Below are 16,406 nucleotides of genomic sequence, written 5' to 3' on the forward strand. Positions count from 1 at the left end.
AGTCCATCCAAGAAAGCCGCACCCAGTCTGCCGAGGAGAACGCCGCCCGTCTGCGGGAAATCGAGGAGCTGCGTCAGTCCATCCAAGAAAGCCGCACCCAGTCTGCCGAGGAGAACGCCGCCCGTCTGCGGGAAATCGAGGAGCTGCGTCAGTCCATCCAAGAAAGCCGCGCCGAATTTGCCGAACAAGCTGCTGCCCAAGCTCAAAGCCTGCGAGAGCTACAGCAAGTTGTCAGCGAGACCCGCTCTGACTTAGCTCACCTTGCCGAGTGGGCAGAGGAAGTGACTCAAGCTCTTGTCACCCTCACCGCCCTACAACGAGAGCACGAACGCGCCATCCAGGCCATCAACCAACGGCAGGCGGAAACGGATCAGAGGTTCAACGTTCTCCTTGAAGAGGTGCGCTACCTGATTCGCCGGCAAGGCTCTGACGGAAATCCTCCCCCCTCGTTGCCCTGAGCACTGGGATCCCTTTAAGAACTGCAAGGACAGCCCTAATCTTCATCCACTTCCCACTCCAACAGATGTGCATAAGGGGCCACCAAGTCGGGGGCGTAAAAGGCGATGGCTCGAAGGGCATGCCAGTCTTCCAAGCAGCCAAAGACGGTCGGATACTCATTGCGCTCCAACCGCTCTGCAATTGCCGCCACCTCAGCTTCGGTAAACTGGCGGGGATCCATCCCCTTGGTAGGGGCTTCCACTTTGGACTTGGATCGGGCAGACATAGGCAGCCTGAACACGCTACAAGCCGATCTTAGCCTCTTCCTTTTTGCCCGGCCGACTTTGAAAAAACTTGACACACTCCCCACCTCAATCGCTTGCTTCTTGCGCAGTTGTGAGGACGGGGCCTCAGACCCAACTTTTGGGTAAGCCAACCCCTGTTCTCCCGAAACTCTGAAAAGGGATCCCCATTCCTCCAGTTTCGTGGCAAGGTGAGGACAGATACCGCATCGGAGGCTGCTATGGAGAGCAAGATCCCCGCCCGCGATGTCCAAGTTGCCCTTATCGGCCCGTCCACGTTGGTTCTCCGCTCCCGCACCTGGGATCGCCTGAAGTTTGAGCTGGAATACGCTCGGCAACGGGGCACCACTGCCAATAGCTACCTCATCCAGGCCCGCCAAACCCTTCTCATCGATCCTCCGGGGGAATCGTTCACCGGCATCTTCTTAGAAGAGTTGGCCCAACACCAGTACCTGCAGCGGTTGGACTTTATTTTGCTCAGCCACGTCAACTTTAACCGCATTGCCACTCTCAAAGCCCTATTGCCTCTGGCTCCCTACGCGATGGTGCTCTGCTCCAAGCCGGGATCCATTACGCTACGGGCCGCCTTTGAAGAGATGGATCCCTTGCCCCGCAGTCGCGACGAAGAGGAAGCCGCCGATCTGGGCATTTTCTACAATGGCGACCAGTCTTTCCGTTTGCGGGTCATCCGGGATGGGGATCGCCTGGATCTGGGGGAAGGGCATGAGTTGCACTTTCGCACCGTGCCCACGCCCCGCCACCCCGATGCCCTCTGTACCTACGATCCGGCCACCGGGATCCTCTACACCGATAAGCTGTTCGGCGCCCACGTGTGCGATGAGCAAGTTTTTGACGAACATTGGCGGCAGCTTAGCGAAGACCGTCGCTACTACTTCGACTGCTTGCACCGCAACCAATTGCCCCAGGTGAAGGCAGCCCTGGCCAAGTTGGAAGAATTTCCCGCCCAAATCTATGCCCCTGCCCACGGCCCCTTGGTGCGCCACAGCCTGCGGCGGTTGCGGTTGGACTACCACACTTGGTGCGAGGAGGATCCCGGCGAGCAGCGGGTAGCTCTTCTGTACACTTCTGCTTACGGGAATACAGGTTTGATGGCCATGGCTATAGCCCAAGGGCTGGAGCGGGCCGGCGTTAAGGTGGAGCGGATCAACTGCGAATGGGCCACCCCGGAGGAGATCGCCCAAGCTCTGGAGCGCTGCCAAGGGTTTGTTGTCGGATCCCCGACTTTGGCCGGCCATCCTCCCGTGCAGATCCAAACCGCCCTTGGCATCATCCTTTCTTCAGTTCCCACCACCCGATTGGCCGGGGTTTTCGGCTCCTACGGCTGGAGCGGAGAAGCGGTGGATCTCATCGAGAGTAAGTTGCTCAATGCCGGCTTTTCCTTGGGGTTTGAGACGATCCGCGCCAAGTTTAAGCCCACCCCTGAAATCCTGGAAGCCTGTCAAGAGGCGGGATCCCAGTTTGCTCAGGCCCTGCGCAAAGCCAAACGAGCCCGCGCCCCTCGCCAAACCAGCAGCGAAACTCAGGCGGATCGGGTTGGGCAAGCCCTGAGCCGGGTGGTGGGATCCCTGTGTGTAGTCACCGCCCTGCAAGGAGAGACCCGCCGTGGCTTTCTCACCTGGTCGGTGGCCCAGGCCAGCTTCAATCCGCCGGGGCTAACCCTGTCGGTGAACAAGGAACAAGAAGCCGAATTGCTGACCTATCCCCAGGCCCCCTTTGTGCTCAACATCTTGCGGGAAGGCAAGGGCAGCAACTTGCAGCGGCACTTTCAGCGGCCCCAGCGCCCTGGAGAAGATCGCTTTGCCGGCTTGGCCACGGCCACTGCTGAGAATGGCTGCCCCATTTTGTTGGATGCCTTAGCTTACCTGGAGTGCCGTGTCAAAACCTGGATGGACTGCGGGGATCGCTACCTGGTCTATGCCGAGGTGGAACGGGGCAAGGTGCTGGATCCCACGGGGGTTACGGCCATGCGGCGGGGGTAGTGTATTGGAGAACAAAGATTTGTTGTGGAGTCAATGCTAACTGGATCCCGTCGATCACCTTAAGCTGACGATCTCCTCGGCAAATTTCCGGCTCTTGTTGAGGGGCAAATATCAAAATAGAGTAATCGTCTAAATCCACCATCCACCCTAATTTGCTGCCGTGCTTTAGGCAATGCAGGATATTATCGATTACACGGCTTACCCTTTGACCCGGCGAAAGAATTTCGATAATCCAGTCGGGTGCTGCGGTGAAGTCATCTTCTGGGTCGCCTGTTTCACTGAGGCGAATTCGATCCCACGCAATTACGGCAATATCGGGAACAATGGAACGACCGGCAAAAGTGCATCGCAATTCGGGTAGGGCAGTATAGTCGGTGGTGCTGCCGTCAACCTCAGCCAAAAGGCGTTTTTGCAAAATGGAATGGCGGACTTTGGGCAGCGGTTTTTGAATGGCAACTCCATCCACGTACTCCCATGCCGGAGACTCTTCTATGTGAGGCAACTTGAGGAAGTCTTCAAGAGTGAGAGCCAAATCTAGGCGAGTTGTCATAGGTTTAGGCAAAGCCCCCCCGGATCCCTGCCAGTAATGTATCCCAAAGCGAGGGGAAGAAGTGGAATTAAAATTGCGGCAATTCGGGTAGATGTAGCGTAAAAGTCGTCCAACCGGCAGAGCTGTTGACCTCAATGGATCCCCTCAGTTGATCCACCATTTGTTTCACCAAAGCCAAGCCCAGACCGGTGCCCCCTTCTTTCCAAGGATCATGGCTGGGGATCCGGTAAAAACGCTCGAAAATGCGCGTGAGCTCCTTGGCCGGGATCTCCCGGCTGTTGCTGACCTCTACAACGCTGCGACGGCTTTCGGTTCCTATCCGTAAGCGGATGGATCCCTGAACCGGGGTGTATTTCACAGCGTTGTGCAGGAGCTCCCGCAGGATACGCCCCAAAAGGAGAGGATCTGTGGTGATGCTGCTCTCCAGAGGGACACTGGCTTGAAAGGTTTGCCCCTTAGTACGGGCGCGTTCGCCAATAGCCAACAGCAAATCCCCCAACAAGGCTTCCCAGGTCAGCGTTTGCAGATTCAAAGCATAGGCTCCTGCCTCTAGCCGCTGCAAATCCAACAGGTCATTGATCAGCTCGATCTCCCGTTGGCATTCCCGCTGGGCGATGGATAGGTACTGGGCCTGCTTCTCCCTCGCAGGGGCAACTTGCAGCATGTGCAACGCCATTTTCATGCTGGCTAGAGGAGTGCGCAGCTCGTGGCTGACGGTGCTGATAAAGTCATCTTTGAGGCGGTTAAGGCGCTCTAGGGCTTGCACCTGCTCTTGGGCAGCTCGGAATAGGCGCGCCTGCCTTAGGCCGATAGCACATTGATTGGCCACTTGAGCTACGAGATTCATTTCCTGCTCATCAAAACTTTCCTCGCTGCTGCGAAAAACCCACAGATCCCCCAAGACTTGCTCCCCATCCCGCAGAGGGCAGGCCAAGACTGATCCTTGGCGGGGGGCGTCAGGAAGTAAACAAAATATGCAGGGCTCTCCTCGCAACAACTGGGCGTAGAGATCTGGATATTGGGCAAAGGGAATACAAGTATGCAAGGCCGACCCCAAGCGAGGACAATACTCGTAGCTGATGGCGGAAAGGGTGAGATCGGCGTTGTAAAGGCCAATATCGCAGCCATCTGCATTTAGGTTTTCTCCCAGCTCGCGCAGAGCGGTGTTGAGAATTTCAGCTTCATCCAGAGAGTCGCGCACCCGGTCAGTGATGCGTTTCAGCAGGGCCTCAAATTGCAGGGATCGCTGCAACTCAGAGGTGCGTTGCCGAACCTTTTCTTCCAAGGTTTGATTGAGGGCTTGCAGTTGTTCATATAACTGGGCCTGTTGCAACGCGATGGCTAATTGATCGCTCAGCTCTTGTAAAAGCCGGATTTCCCACTCTTGCCAAGGGCGGCTGGATTGGCAGTGCTGAACTACCAATAGACCCCACAAAGCCTCACCCTGCCGAATCGGGATCACCAAGTTGGCTTGGGCTTGGAAAGACTCCAGCAACTCCCGATAGCAAGGATCCAAATCGGCTATTGCTACATCCCCCACTGCCTGGACAAAGCCCTCTTGGTACTTGCGATAGCACGGATCCCTTTGGAAATACTCATCCCACACGTAGCGGCCCAGGTGGCTGGGCCAGGGATCCGCTACCGACTCGGCGGCCACAATCCCACCCCCGTTTCCCTGCAGTCGGTAGATCATCACCCGATCTACCTGGAGAAACTCTCGCACTTCCGCAACCGTTGTTTCCAAGAGGGTTTGCAAGTTCAAAGCTTGGCGGATCCGCCGCAATAAGGCCCCCAACAGTCGCTCCCGCTCTGCCTCTTGCCGAAGCACTTCTTGAGCTTCTTTGAGGGGGGTGATGTCCACAACAACACCGCAAACGGCATAGGGATCCCCTTGCTGATCCCGCAGGGCAAACTTGGTGACCCACTGGGTCAATCTCTTGCCATCGCGGAAAAAGGTTCGCTCGTAGCTGACAGGATGCGGAGATTGCAGGACTTTTTGATCCTGATCTCGAAATTCTAGAGCCTCTTCTGATGCGAACAGCTCACTATCCAACTTTCCAAAGAGCTCTTCTGCCTTGCAGCCTCTCTGTTGTAGATAAGTCTTGTTTACATGAAGATAGCGCCCTTCCAGGTCTTTGAGAAAGATAGAAAAAGGGATCCCGTCCAGAATAGCCCTAAGCCGAGCTTCGCTTTCTTGTAGAGCCAGCTCTGCTTCTTTCTGCTCCGTAATATCTTCGGTAATGCCAACAATACGGATAACCTCTTGCTGTTCGTTCAAGATGGGTCGGCAAGAAGTACGCAGCCAGCGCAGCCTGCCACCCCGATGGAAAATGCGGTAGGTGATCTGCTGGGCTTCTTGAGTGGCTCGGGCGGCCGCCTGCAGTACCCTTGGCAGATCTTCGGGATGGATCGTGTCTTTCCAGAGATCTGGCTTGCGGCGAAACTCTTCTGCTGTGTAACTCCAGATCTTCTCGCTTTGGGGGCTTTTGTAGAGAGACTGGCTCAAGTCTGCAGAATACACAAAGAAAACCACCGGTACAGCCTCTGCAATTTCTCGGAAGCGGGCTTCGCTCTCTCGCAAAGCCAGTTCCACCTGCTTTTGTTGGGTGATATCGCGGGTACTGGAAACGATCCCTTGCACAGAGGGATCCTCCAAAAGATTGGTGCAGAGGCTCTCCAGCCACACCCACTGGCCGTCGGCATGTTGGGCCCGGTAAATAAAGCTGAGTGTCTCGCCAGGTCGAGCCTTGAGTTGCTCAAGAGCATTAGCAACGTTCTGCCGATCCTCGGGGTGAACCCAATCCAAGGGTACGGCCTCTCCCTGATTGGGAGCACGCCCCAAAATTTTCTCAGCAGCCGGAGGATTTAAGGTATGCAGCAGACCTTGGGCATCGATCCGACACAAAATGTCGTGGCTGTTGTTGAGGAAGGCGCGAAAGCGTTCTTGTTGATCTGTTAGCTCTCGTTGCAGGCGCTTTTGTTCGGTGATATCTAGGACAATGCCGAGAAGTCCCAAACCTTTAGACTGATCCTGAAGCTTTACGGCCAGGCGATAAGTATAGCGCTCCTGACCTTGAATCATTTCCTTACCTTCGAATTGGCAAAACCCTTGCCGCTCTACGTCGGATAGAACTTGAGAGGTGTACTCCAGCCAGTGAGGATATTCTCGAGCTGCCTCCTCCAGAGAAGTACCCAGCAGATCGCCAAACCAGGCGCGGTCAGTGGCATTTTGCAAAATTAGCACTCCCTGGGGATCCCTGGCCCACACCGCCAATGGCAGGGCGTCCAACAAGGTGCGCAGTTGGGCTTCCCGCAGCCGCAGGTTTTCTTCCAACTGTTTCTTCTCGGTAATGTCTCGGCCCACCCCGCGAATGAACTGCAAGCGGCCCCGCCGGTCAAAAATGCCTTGGTTGATCCACTCAAACCACCGCACCTGCCCCGCTGCATCCGCCACTCTGCTAATCCGGGTAAAGGTGGGCTGCTGAGGGGTAAGGTGGGCTATCTTTTGCTGCGCCTGCTCCTGCTCTTCTGCCAGCAGCACGTCGATCCAGCGCCTGCCCCGCCAATCCCCCAAGATTTTCTGGCAAGCTTCGTTACATTCCACCACCGTCGTATCTGCACGCGCCAGCATGATGACATCGGGAAAACCCACCTGATCCCGCTGCAGCCAGCGCCTTTGCCAGTACATCACCACGGCCAGTGAGGATCCCCAAAGGAGCAGCCAAAGCCATCCGGGCAGAGTGTTCCAGTTGAGTAAGGTAAGCAGGTTGACCAGATCCCAGGAGGCGCTCATGAAGGTTGTCGATTAAGTTAAGTTTAGAAAGTGTCAAGGAGTGCACTGCTTTTCGGTAGCATTTCTAACCCAGGATCAAGCACTGTGCCAACAATTCCCCATCTCCCCGAAAAGGAGAGCAAAGTTTGAGTCTACTGGAACGGTGGGGCAGTATCCTCGAAAAGGGGGCTTTCAGGGTGAAGAGTTGTTTCTTAGGTTTCCTGAGTGTTCGGATAGATAGTTCTGAATCCAGCGCACCAGCCGCTGAGAGAGCACGAAAGCTTCTGGTTCGTCCCCTTTGATGCCGACTTGGCTGCTAAAGCAGGCGATGACCTCCTCGTTCAGCTCCGGTTTAGAAGGATCGCTGTGAAACTGCAGCCGCACTTGGCTTTGGACCTGAAAACTCTCTTGAGCTTGGTTATCCAAAACTTCCTGACCCACTCGATGCAGCCGCACTCCTTGCAACTGAGCCAAGGGATAGGAAAACACCTGCTGCCGCCAAAAGCCCCAAGGGCCACCCAGCCGGGTCAAGGTCACCCGTTGGCTTTGGCAATCTAGATTCAGGATCTGCCCCAACCCCCAAGGGATCCCAGCCCACAGGCCCATCCCCACAGCCACCAAACCCAACAGCGGCGAACGAGCCCACAGTTGGGATCCCACAATCAGCAGCACCAAGCCTGCTGCCGCCCGCCAAGCCAGTTGCTGGGAAGTGAACCGTTGTAGGGCAATGCGCAGCCGTTTGGGATTGCGCTCCAGAACCTGCGGATAGACCGGTGCCATGAAATGGGATCCCACTGCTTAGGCTAGCTTAACAGGGGTTGCTTTTCCCTAGGCGCTGAAGGCGTCTTATCCGGGCATTGCGTTGGTGAAAAACTACAACTCCGGCTCGGCAAAAAACTCTGATAAATCCAGCGCAAATCCAGGGATCACCTCTCCACCTTCCAGGATGTCGCCGGGTTTCTTCAATGCTTCAGGCTCAGGCCGGCGATAGACCAGAACGTATTTCTCTTCAGGATGAATGATCCAGACCAGCCGGGATCCATTCTCAAAATACTCAACGAGCCTATCATGGATCTCTCCAACGGTGTTGGCATCGGAGAGAACTTCTACAGCCAAGTCTGGGGATCCCTCAATATAACCCCTTGGGATCCCGCCCAGAGATTGCAGTCGTTCTTTGGAAAAAAAAGAACAATCCGGAGAGCGGCGATTACCGGATTTCATTTTGAAGGAAGTATCGGAATCGAAGGTAAATCCAATCCTTTGACTGCGAACGTAGGAGCCCAGAATGATGTGAATCAAACTTACGTAGTACCCATGCTTTGCACCTGCCGAGCCCACGGTAACCAGTTCTCCGTTCACAACCTCATAGCGATTGCCATCCTCCGGTAAAGCCATAAACTCTTCGTCAGTCCAAATTTTTCGAGAAGCTGCCGGAGAACTATCAGCAGGTGCCTCGGCCAATTTTTCTCTTTCCAAAACCTCGACCATCATGACCTCCGCAATGAAAAACGGCTAAACCAACCAAGGGAGCCGGTCTGGGGTCAACACATCGTAAACTACCCGACCCTGACTGCTTCGCAGTACAGGGCGGGCTTTCGGTAGCCCTGCAGTTGGCAAGCCAACCACGAACCTCTAGGCTGGTTTACAGCAGCCCCCAAAAGCGCAATCACATTCGCACCATTCAAATCCGCATCCCCTTCCCATCCACAGTGTCCACACTTAAACTTCTTTCCACTGCGGTAGGATTGCGCAGGGTCGGGATGAATGTGCAAACACCGGTGGCAGGTCTGCGACGTGTAGGCAGGCGGAACAAGAATCAGAGCAACCCCCGCACGCAGAGCCTTGTACTCCAAAAATTGACGGAGTTGATAAAACGCCCAACTATTTGCCCGCCTACGCTCTGTCTTGCTGCGTGGCTGTTGATTGACCCTTTCCCGAATCCCTGTCAAGTCTTCCAGAGCAAGAGCGCTATTTGTCGCCTTTGCCCTAGAGACAATAGCTTTGGAGATGCGATGATTGACCCACGTTTGAAAGCGTCTTTCCTTGCCAGACAGCCGTTGCAACAGTTCTCTGCATCTGCGCCGCGAACTGCGTGTGCCCTTACTGGCTTTGCGTTGGAGTGCCGCCCTCAACCGGGAGTAGTGGTCGCGGACTCGGTTCAACTGCTGCCCATTCCAATTGTCCCCCTCTGACGTATGGGCGATATCCGTCCTGCCCAAGTCCACCCCGATCACCCTGTCGGTATCTTGTTGCTTGGGCGGGTTTTTCTCTACGCAAATCTGGATGTAGTAGGAGCCGTCCTTCCGCTGGACTAGGGTGGCCGATTTGGGGTTAGAGCCAGCCAGCATTCCCCTCTGGTAGTTACCAATGGCTAGTTCAAAGCGTTCTCTCCCTTCCACCGTGGTCAGCGACACCGTCCAGTCTTTCTCGCGGAATGAAAAGATACGTGCGTCGTAGGTAACGAACCTACGCTTGAACTCTTTAACCGGACGGTTGCGCTGTCTCGCCACTTTGCGAGCGCCTGCCACCCGTCTGCACACCTGTTGAGCCAAGTTACTGGACAAGCCGAACCGGGCTCGAATCTCGTAGTAGCAAAGGGATTGCAGTTTGACCGCGTTGACGATCTTCTCCGGCGTGTTCTGGTTGACCCAGTTCAATGCCTGCACAAAGACATCCATCGTCGCGTCCAATTTGGCGGCTTGTGACGGGAACGCCTTGAGCTTACAGGATATGGTCAGGACTTGGCTCATAAGTTCATTGTACTTCATCAAAGCGCATTCCTCCCGGCACTGACCCTACGGGTACAGTGCGGGGCTCCTGCGATTTCTAGCTGAAGAGCGATCTGCACGCCCGGTAAGAAGTCAGCAAGCTGCCCTGAGGGATCCCCTTATTCAGGATCCACTAGGGATCCCATGAACAACACGGTTTGGGCCGCTGGGTTGCCGCCGGATCCGGAGGCCACAATGGCAAACCAGAAGGGCCGATCTGCCACAAATTGAAAGGGCTCTTGCCGGTCGACAGCAGTCCGGGAGACGATCACCCCAGTAGCGGCTGCCGCCTCGGATCCCTCTTCGTTCACTTCAATTGCTGCTTTGTGCAGGACTTTGCTGATCCGCGCTGGCTCTGGGGTCATCTGGCTGAAATCGGCTCGGTTGGAAAAGGCAACTCCCAGGCCCAACTGCTGCAGAACGGAAGTGAGATCCGTTTCATAAGCCAATTCAAATCTCGGGATCCGCACCGAACCTGCACGGGGGCGCAGGGATCCCGTCCATTCTTGCCAAGTTTCCGGGCTCAGCTCTGCCCGCAGCGATTCCAGCTTCACTCCCTTCTTGGGCAGCAGGATCAGCATTTCCAGTTCTCCTTCCCCGTAGGGCAGGCTCACCACCTGCAACTGCTCGGTTTCCAGGTAGTCGTAACGACCTGATTGAACCATCATGGGTACTCGGACGCGGCGGCCATCCAACCGAGTAAAGGGCTGAGTTTGGGTGCGCTCCGGATCGAAGGGCTGAGTCCACTCGCCTTTGAAGTAGATGGCATTGAGCAAAACCATCAAATCCTCGCGGCTGAGGCGATCCACAATGCGGTTGATCTTGCCCTGGGTGCGCTCGGCCACCCAGCCGTTGATCTGGTTCACCGTTTGCCGGGATCCCAAATTCACCCGATTCACCACCGCTTGGTAGTAGGTGGCCAAAGCCTGCAAAAACTGGGGCTGTAAGGTGAGGGTTTGATCCACCCAGAGGCCGTTGGCCATTTGCACCTGGACTGGCCCTCCTGCCGGGGATCCCTCCGCCAGCCAGACCACCATTTGGGCATTGCTCCAGTTCAACTCATTAAGGGAAAGGTCCTGTGCCTCCAGCACCTCGGCCATTGCCGTTTGAGTCTCCCCAGAGGCGCTGTTGTAGAGCATGCTCAGGGCCAGGCGGATGCTCAAGGGGGAGAAAAAGAGGTTCTCTTGGGGCTGCTGACGGAGCAGGTGATCAAACAGTTTCAGCGCAAAGCGGCTTTGGGCTTGTTGGGCCACGGTCTTTTCCCCATACCCTTCCCCATAGGTCACCGTTGGCTCAAAGGGAATCCGCACCGGGGTTTCCTGTGAACGGGATCCCATCCCGTGAGTGGGCCAGAGGCCCAGGCTCAGTAAACCCAGCAGAGCCAGAAGAGGGATCCGGCTCACCAAGGATCGATTGAACAGGTCTTTCATAGGGCTCTCCTGGCAGAGTCTATGGCTATGCTATCGGGTCGGTTGTGGGCTGCCCTTGCCCAGGGACGCCATTTCCGCTGCGCTCAAGGTGGAAAGACGCAGGCAGCTTCCGGCAAGCAAGAATTGGCAAGGCTCTCCCAGGGGGGAACTTCCTGCGTCTGGCTGGTCAAGTCGCAGCAGCAGCGTCTGGCGCGATAGGATGAAGCCTGCACAGGAGAGTGCCACATGGTTCTGTTCACGATACACGTTCCAAAAGGGTGCAGAGTCGCCTTGGGCCTGGCTCTACTGCTCCTGGGATCCGGCTTGGGATGTACTGCTGCCACGGAGAGATCTCCCGCCTCACAAACTCAGGTAACCGAAGCCATCTCTCCATCCCCCCCAGCCATAGGGCAGCCCCAGCAACTGCCGGTTGAAGCCGAAGTCACCCTTGCCGGCCAACGCTTTGAGCTAGAGGTGGCCCGCACCCCTGAGCAACAGCGCTTGGGCCTGATGTTTCGCACCGATTTGCCGCCGGATCGGGGCATGTGGTTTCCCTTTGATCCGCCCCAGCCAGCTTCTTTTTGGATGTTCAACACCCTGATCAACCTGGACATCATTTTCCTTCACCAAGGCAAGGTGGTGTACATTGCCGCCGATGTGCCCGGCTGCCCCGCCCAACCCTGCCCCACCTATGGGCCGCCTCCTTCCCAGTTGGTGGACGGTGTGCTGGAGTTCCGCGGCGGGACGGCTGCTGCTTTGGGTTTGGCCGTTGGAGATCCGGTCGAGATCCGAGAGCTTCAGCCCGTAGCCCCTTGATTTCTACCTCCCTTGGGGACAAAGAAGACGGGCTCGAAGATGATCTTTTGAAGAATTTTTGCGATGATTTTTGAGAGTCGCCAACTGAGTCCATAAAAGAGGCGACCGCGAGCTCAGGATTGGTTTGGCTACTGCGAGCGAGCCTATGGATGTCGGCAGCGCGAGTCATTGGATAGGGGTGGGGGCTGTCGCCCTAGCCTCCATCCTTTGGGCTGAGATCGTGCGGGATGTGCGCCATTGGCTGGCCCATCGGTGGCCCTGGCTGATGCCCAAACACATCCTGCACCACCGCCTGTTCCGCCCCGACCTTAGCGTGGTGGATGCACAGCTGTACCGAGAATCCCAGTGGCACCACGACGTTCCCGAAGCGGCGACGATGATCCTGGCCGGGATCCCTTGGGTGGTGGTATTGGGCCAGGGATCCTGGCTGTACGGCCTGGCGGCAACGGTGGGCATTCTCTACTCGGCCAGTTTTTGGGTGGCAGGCATGCTGCGGGGTTGGGGGCTGGCCCTGCAGACGGATATCACCCACCAGCCGGGGCCTTTCCCCGTTCCTCCCAGCCAATGGCATGTCAACCGCGCCTACCACTGGCGGCACCACTTCGACGATACCAACGCCTATTTTTGCGGCACCCTGACTCTCGTAGATCGGCTCATGGGCACCAGTCTCTCCTTGAAAGGTAAGCGAGTAGCCGTCACCGGCGCCTCCGGCACCCTGGGCCGGGCCTTGCTCAAGCATTTTCACCAGCAGGGGGCCAAAGTCATCGCCCTCAGCTCCCATTCGGATTCGGTTCACATCGAAGTGGACGGCCAGATCCAGCCGGTGGAGACCGTTCGCTGGCAGGTGGGGCAAGAGGGATCCCTGGCTGAGCTGCTGGAGCGGGTGGATATCTTGGTGCTCAACCACGGCTTCAATGTTCATGGGGATCGGGATCCCGAGGCCATTCGCCAGTCTTACGCCGTCAATACCTTCTCCAGTTGGCGCCTAATGGAGCTGTTCTTCCAGACGGTGCGCGGCAACCCCGAAATGGCCACCAAAGAGGTGTGGGTGAACACCTCAGAGGCTGAGGCTAGCCCTGCTTTCAGTCCCCTCTACGAGCTCTCCAAGCGGGCCCTAGGCGATCTGGTTACTCTGCGCCGCCTCGATGCTCCCTGCACAGTGCGCAAGCTCATCCTCGGCCCCTTCAAGAGCCAGCTCAATCCCATTGGGGTTATGTCGGGAGATTGGGTGGCCGCTCAGATCTTGGCCCAGGCCAAACGAGACTGCCGCAACATCATCGTCACCATCAACCCCCTGACCTACTTGCTTTTCCCGCTCAAAGAGCTGGCTGTGAGCACTTATTTCCGCTTGTTTAGCCGTCGGTCTCCAAGGACTCCGTCCCGCGAGCGCGAACAGACAGGGATCCCTGCCCCCAACCCAGATGCTGCAGGTGAGGCGAAGTCCCGCGAGTTCCCTTTGGTTTAGAAGGGATCGGATCCCAACCCGTCCCATAGCTCTATGGCATTGGGCGCAAAAGTGGAGTAAGACAAGAGCAGGTTCCTTGGCGTCAGCAGGGTGGGATCCCTTGCGCCAATACGAACTCTTGGGGAGCGAGAGCGCCCCTTGGCTTGGCGGAACACAGCAGCTCGATCCCCGGTGAGCGTTGGGTGTGAGGAGTAGGAGTGAGCGTGAACATGGTGCGACGGTGGGTGGGCGCAGTGCTCTGCGTGGTGAGTGGGTCGTTGATGCCGGGGCTGTTGTCCGGCTGTGCCATCCCGATGCCTTCGGCATCTGCGGGAGTTTCTGAAGTCCAAGTGCGCTTGGTGCATGTGGCCCCCAATGCCCCTCGGATCGACTTGGAGGTGGGAGGGGTGAGAGCTGCTCGGGGCATAGCCTATGGCTCGGTGAGCGAGTACGTGCGCATACCGGCGGGCGAGTACGACATTGTTTTGTTTTCAACGCCTGAGAACCCTGGCCAGCCTGCGAGTTCTGCGGTTGCGGCCAGAACCGTAGCCAATCTCAGGGGCGGGGGAGTGTTCTCGGTGGTGGCCGCCAATGAGCCGAATCGCATGACAGCCCTGGTCTTAGAGGACAACATCCATCCGCCGTTTGATCAGGCCCTGGTGCGGTTTGTCCACGCTGCCCCTGATGCGCCGGCCCTGCAATGGCAAGGGGAGCAAGGGCGGGTACTGCTGCCCCAGTTGGCGTTTGGACAAGTATCCACCTTTCAAGCTATGCGCCCCGGCTTTACCCAAATTCAAGTGGCCATAGCCCCTTCAGCCTCCGCGCCAAGTGTGCAGTCGGCTCCCAGCCGGAGCATTCCCTTGCAACGGTTTGACCTGCAGCTGGAGGCGGGGAAAGTCTATACCCTCTATGTAGCGGGATTGTTGCGCAGCAATCCGGCCCTAAGCCTGGTGCTGGCAGAGGAAACTCGAGCTCGTAGGCTCCTATAGCCAAGGTGTTTCGGTCTCTCTTCTCCTTACACTGAGTTAAGGAATACCTCAGGGTGGGGGCAGATAGGGAATATGCTCTGTGGTGGAGCAAGCCAATGCCGTTGGCGTTCTCCGCTGCCAATATGATCTTACAAGGATCTCAGAATCCTAACATGCGGTGCGAAGCACTAGGGGATGCAGCCTGTGGATGCTTTGTTTCAAGTTGTGGTGCTGAATCAAACCCCAGATCCAGAACGGGTCATCTACCAGGCCATGCATCAGGATTACAGCCCTGATTTTGTCACTCCAGAGAGCCGGATCCCGGAAAAGTATGGAGAGGCCGTGGTGAGGCATTTGCTGGAGGGCAACCGTGGCCACTATGGGCCTCTAGAGCATCCTCAGATCACGTTTGGGGTGGGCTATTTTCCCCACGCCGTCATGCAACAGGCCCGTACTCATCGGGTGGGAATTTCTTTTGATGTTCAATCCTTCCGATATACAGGCCAGCAAATTGCCGATTTGGGCAAAAAGCTCTTGTTCGCGTCAGCGGTGCGGAGCACAACCGAGACTGCTGCTCCTGTTGGCGAGACCGGCTGCGGTTGCGTCAGCAATGCGGAGCACAGTGGCGGGACGGAGTCCTCCTTGTCTTTGCAAGAGCTGGAAACTTTGTTTTACGTTCCTGCCAGCGTCAAGGAGGGCAAGGCCAAAACCCGCCAAGGCTTTAGGCCCATCTCCCCCGAAGCTTTGGATATCATTCTTGCGCAATATCGCAGCCAGGCCATTGCTTATTATCGCCTGGTAGAAGAGTGCGGATTGCCCTATGAAGATGCCCGTAACATCATTGGCTACGGGATCCGACAACACTTCGTGGTCTCTTTCAATTGCCGTAGTCTAATGCATTTTTTGGATTTACGAGCCAAAGAAGATGCTCAACGAGAAATTCAACATCTGTGTGAACTGATTTGGCCCCACTTTGAAGCGTGGTGTCCCCACGTGGCGGCCTGGTATCGTAAGCATCGCTGGGGAAAGGCTCGATTATCCCCCTAAACTTAGTTTAGATAGATATGCTCTGCTAACCCCTTCTGCGGCTAATCCTGTTTTTGATCTTTTGTTGGGTTACGGGTATGGATCCCGAAGCTTATGAGCAAATGGCAGGCTTGGAAGACCGGCATTGGTGGTTTTTGGGTCGCCGTCACATTCTGAGTCGGGTTATTGGATCCCTGCCGCTTCCCCCCTCTGCTTATATTTTGGAAGCTGGCTGTGGTAGCGGCGGCAACCTGGAGATGTTGTCCAGATTTGGCAAAGTTTGGGCTATGGAAAAGAGTGAAATTGCACTGCCGCTGGCCCAAGCTCGCGGTATTGGGATCGTGGCAGAGGGGGAGTTGCCAAACCGGATCCCCTTTGGTTCTCAACGATTTGATTTGATTGCTTTGCTGGATGTGCTGGAGCATCTGGAGAATGACAAAGAAGCTCTCCTAGCCCTCAGTCAAAGGTTAACCCCATCTGGCTACTTAGTTGTAACTGTTCCGGCTTATCCGTGGCTGTGGAGTTTACATGATGAGCTTAATCATCACAAGAGACGATATACCCGCGGGCAACTTTTGTCGTTGCTTAAAAGCTCAGGTCTAGAAGTTTATACCCTTGTTTTCTTCAACAGTTTTCTTTTCCCAATCATTTCAGGGATCCGCATAATGCAGAAAGTGCTTCGCCTGAGGGAAAGCCAAGATCTGAAAATGCCGCCGCTTTGGCTCAATCGACTGCTGACGGGTATTTTTGCTGCAGAAGCCTATCTGATACCTAAGTTTTCTCTGCCCTTTGGTGTATCTCTGCTGGCAGTAGCCGGCCCGGCAACGAAATCGTAGTATCCTGTCATCATTGCTGTTCTCAGACTGCACTTTGATCATTGCTTAAACTCTCATGTTTCGACATCCAATGTCTG

Annotated in this window: 14 protein-coding genes and 1 pseudogene; 8 read left to right on the top strand and 7 right to left on the bottom strand. The window is 56.2% G+C overall.

All coding sequences use genetic code 11. The features are described 5' to 3' along the window. Nucleotides 1–458, top strand: a pseudogene (locus ACVW0C_RS09955) (hypothetical protein); the annotation flags it as partial. A 35-nt stretch (nt 459–493) separates the two neighbouring features. On the opposite strand, the gene ACVW0C_RS09960 reads toward ACVW0C_RS09955, so the two are convergent. Continuing rightward, nucleotides 494–724, bottom strand: coding sequence for a DUF2555 domain-containing protein (locus ACVW0C_RS09960; protein WP_457385214.1), 231 nt, complete (start codon nt 722–724; stop codon nt 494–496). Nucleotides 725–961: 237 nt separating this feature from the next. On the opposite strand from ACVW0C_RS09960, the gene ACVW0C_RS09965 reads away from it, so the two are divergent. Then, a complete protein-coding gene (locus tag ACVW0C_RS09965) occupies nt 962–2,740 on the top strand; it encodes a flavin reductase (protein ID WP_457385215.1) in 1,779 nt (592 codons plus the stop codon). Here the strand turns inward: ACVW0C_RS09965 and ACVW0C_RS09970 are convergent. The 6 genes from ACVW0C_RS09970 to ACVW0C_RS09995 all read right to left on the bottom strand — a co-directional run bounded on the left by ACVW0C_RS09970 (nt 2,718) and on the right by ACVW0C_RS09995 (nt 11,260). Beyond that, complete coding sequence (locus tag ACVW0C_RS09970; RefSeq protein ID WP_457385217.1) at nt 2,718–3,290, bottom strand: Uma2 family endonuclease; 573 nt, start codon at nt 3,288–3,290, stop codon at nt 2,718–2,720. The genes ACVW0C_RS09965 and ACVW0C_RS09970 overlap by 23 nt on opposite strands. Nucleotides 3,291–3,357: 67 nt before the next feature. Beyond that, the gene (locus ACVW0C_RS09975) at nt 3,358–7,083 is read right to left on the bottom strand and encodes a PAS domain S-box protein (protein WP_457385219.1); all 3,726 of its coding nucleotides are present in this window, start codon (nt 7,081–7,083) and stop codon (nt 3,358–3,360) included. A 171-nt stretch (nt 7,084–7,254) separates the two neighbouring features. Next, nucleotides 7,255–7,842, bottom strand: a complete 588-nt coding sequence (locus ACVW0C_RS09980) for a hypothetical protein (protein ID WP_457385221.1) — start codon at nt 7,840–7,842, stop codon at nt 7,255–7,257. Nucleotides 7,843–7,935: 93 nt separating this feature from the next. After that, on the bottom strand, nt 7,936–8,550 hold the full coding sequence (locus ACVW0C_RS09985) for a Uma2 family endonuclease (protein ID WP_414350202.1): 615 nt from the start codon (nt 8,548–8,550) through the stop codon (nt 7,936–7,938). A gap of 68 nt (nt 8,551–8,618) precedes the next feature. Continuing rightward, on the bottom strand, nt 8,619–9,812 hold the full coding sequence (locus ACVW0C_RS09990; RefSeq protein WP_457385257.1) for an RNA-guided endonuclease InsQ/TnpB family protein: 1,194 nt from the start codon (nt 9,810–9,812) through the stop codon (nt 8,619–8,621). Between the two features lie 137 nt (nt 9,813–9,949). After that, on the bottom strand, nt 9,950–11,260 hold the full coding sequence (locus tag ACVW0C_RS09995) for a serpin family protein (protein WP_457385223.1): 1,311 nt from the start codon (nt 11,258–11,260) through the stop codon (nt 9,950–9,952). 21 nt (nt 11,261–11,281) lie between these two features. Between ACVW0C_RS09995 and ACVW0C_RS10000 the strand changes: the two genes are divergently transcribed. The 6 genes from ACVW0C_RS10000 (at nt 11,282) to ACVW0C_RS10025 (ending at nt 16,329) form a co-directional block, all read left to right on the top strand. Next, nucleotides 11,282–11,458: a hypothetical protein gene (locus ACVW0C_RS10000; RefSeq protein WP_457385225.1), complete on the top strand. Its 177-nt coding sequence runs from the start codon at nt 11,282–11,284 to the stop codon at nt 11,456–11,458. Between the two features lie 72 nt (nt 11,459–11,530). Next, a complete protein-coding gene (locus ACVW0C_RS10005) occupies nt 11,531–12,055 on the top strand; it encodes a DUF192 domain-containing protein (protein ID WP_414344197.1) in 525 nt (174 codons plus the stop codon). Nucleotides 12,056–12,200: 145 nt separating this feature from the next. Next, complete coding sequence (locus ACVW0C_RS10010) at nt 12,201–13,520, top strand: bifunctional sterol desaturase/short chain dehydrogenase (RefSeq protein ID WP_457385227.1); 1,320 nt, start codon at nt 12,201–12,203, stop codon at nt 13,518–13,520. Nucleotides 13,521–13,729: 209 nt separating this feature from the next. Beyond that, nucleotides 13,730–14,488, top strand: coding sequence for a DUF4397 domain-containing protein (locus tag ACVW0C_RS10015; protein WP_457385229.1), 759 nt, complete (start codon nt 13,730–13,732; stop codon nt 14,486–14,488). A gap of 174 nt (nt 14,489–14,662) precedes the next feature. Then, complete coding sequence (locus tag ACVW0C_RS10020) at nt 14,663–15,514, top strand: FAD-dependent thymidylate synthase (RefSeq protein ID WP_457385231.1); 852 nt, start codon at nt 14,663–14,665, stop codon at nt 15,512–15,514. 77 nt (nt 15,515–15,591) lie between these two features. After that, nucleotides 15,592–16,329, top strand: coding sequence for a class I SAM-dependent methyltransferase (locus tag ACVW0C_RS10025; protein ID WP_457385233.1), 738 nt, complete (start codon nt 15,592–15,594; stop codon nt 16,327–16,329). Nucleotides 16,330–16,406: the final 77 nt, after the last annotated feature.

This window comes from Thermostichus sp. OS-CIW-26, from assembly GCF_054058395.1.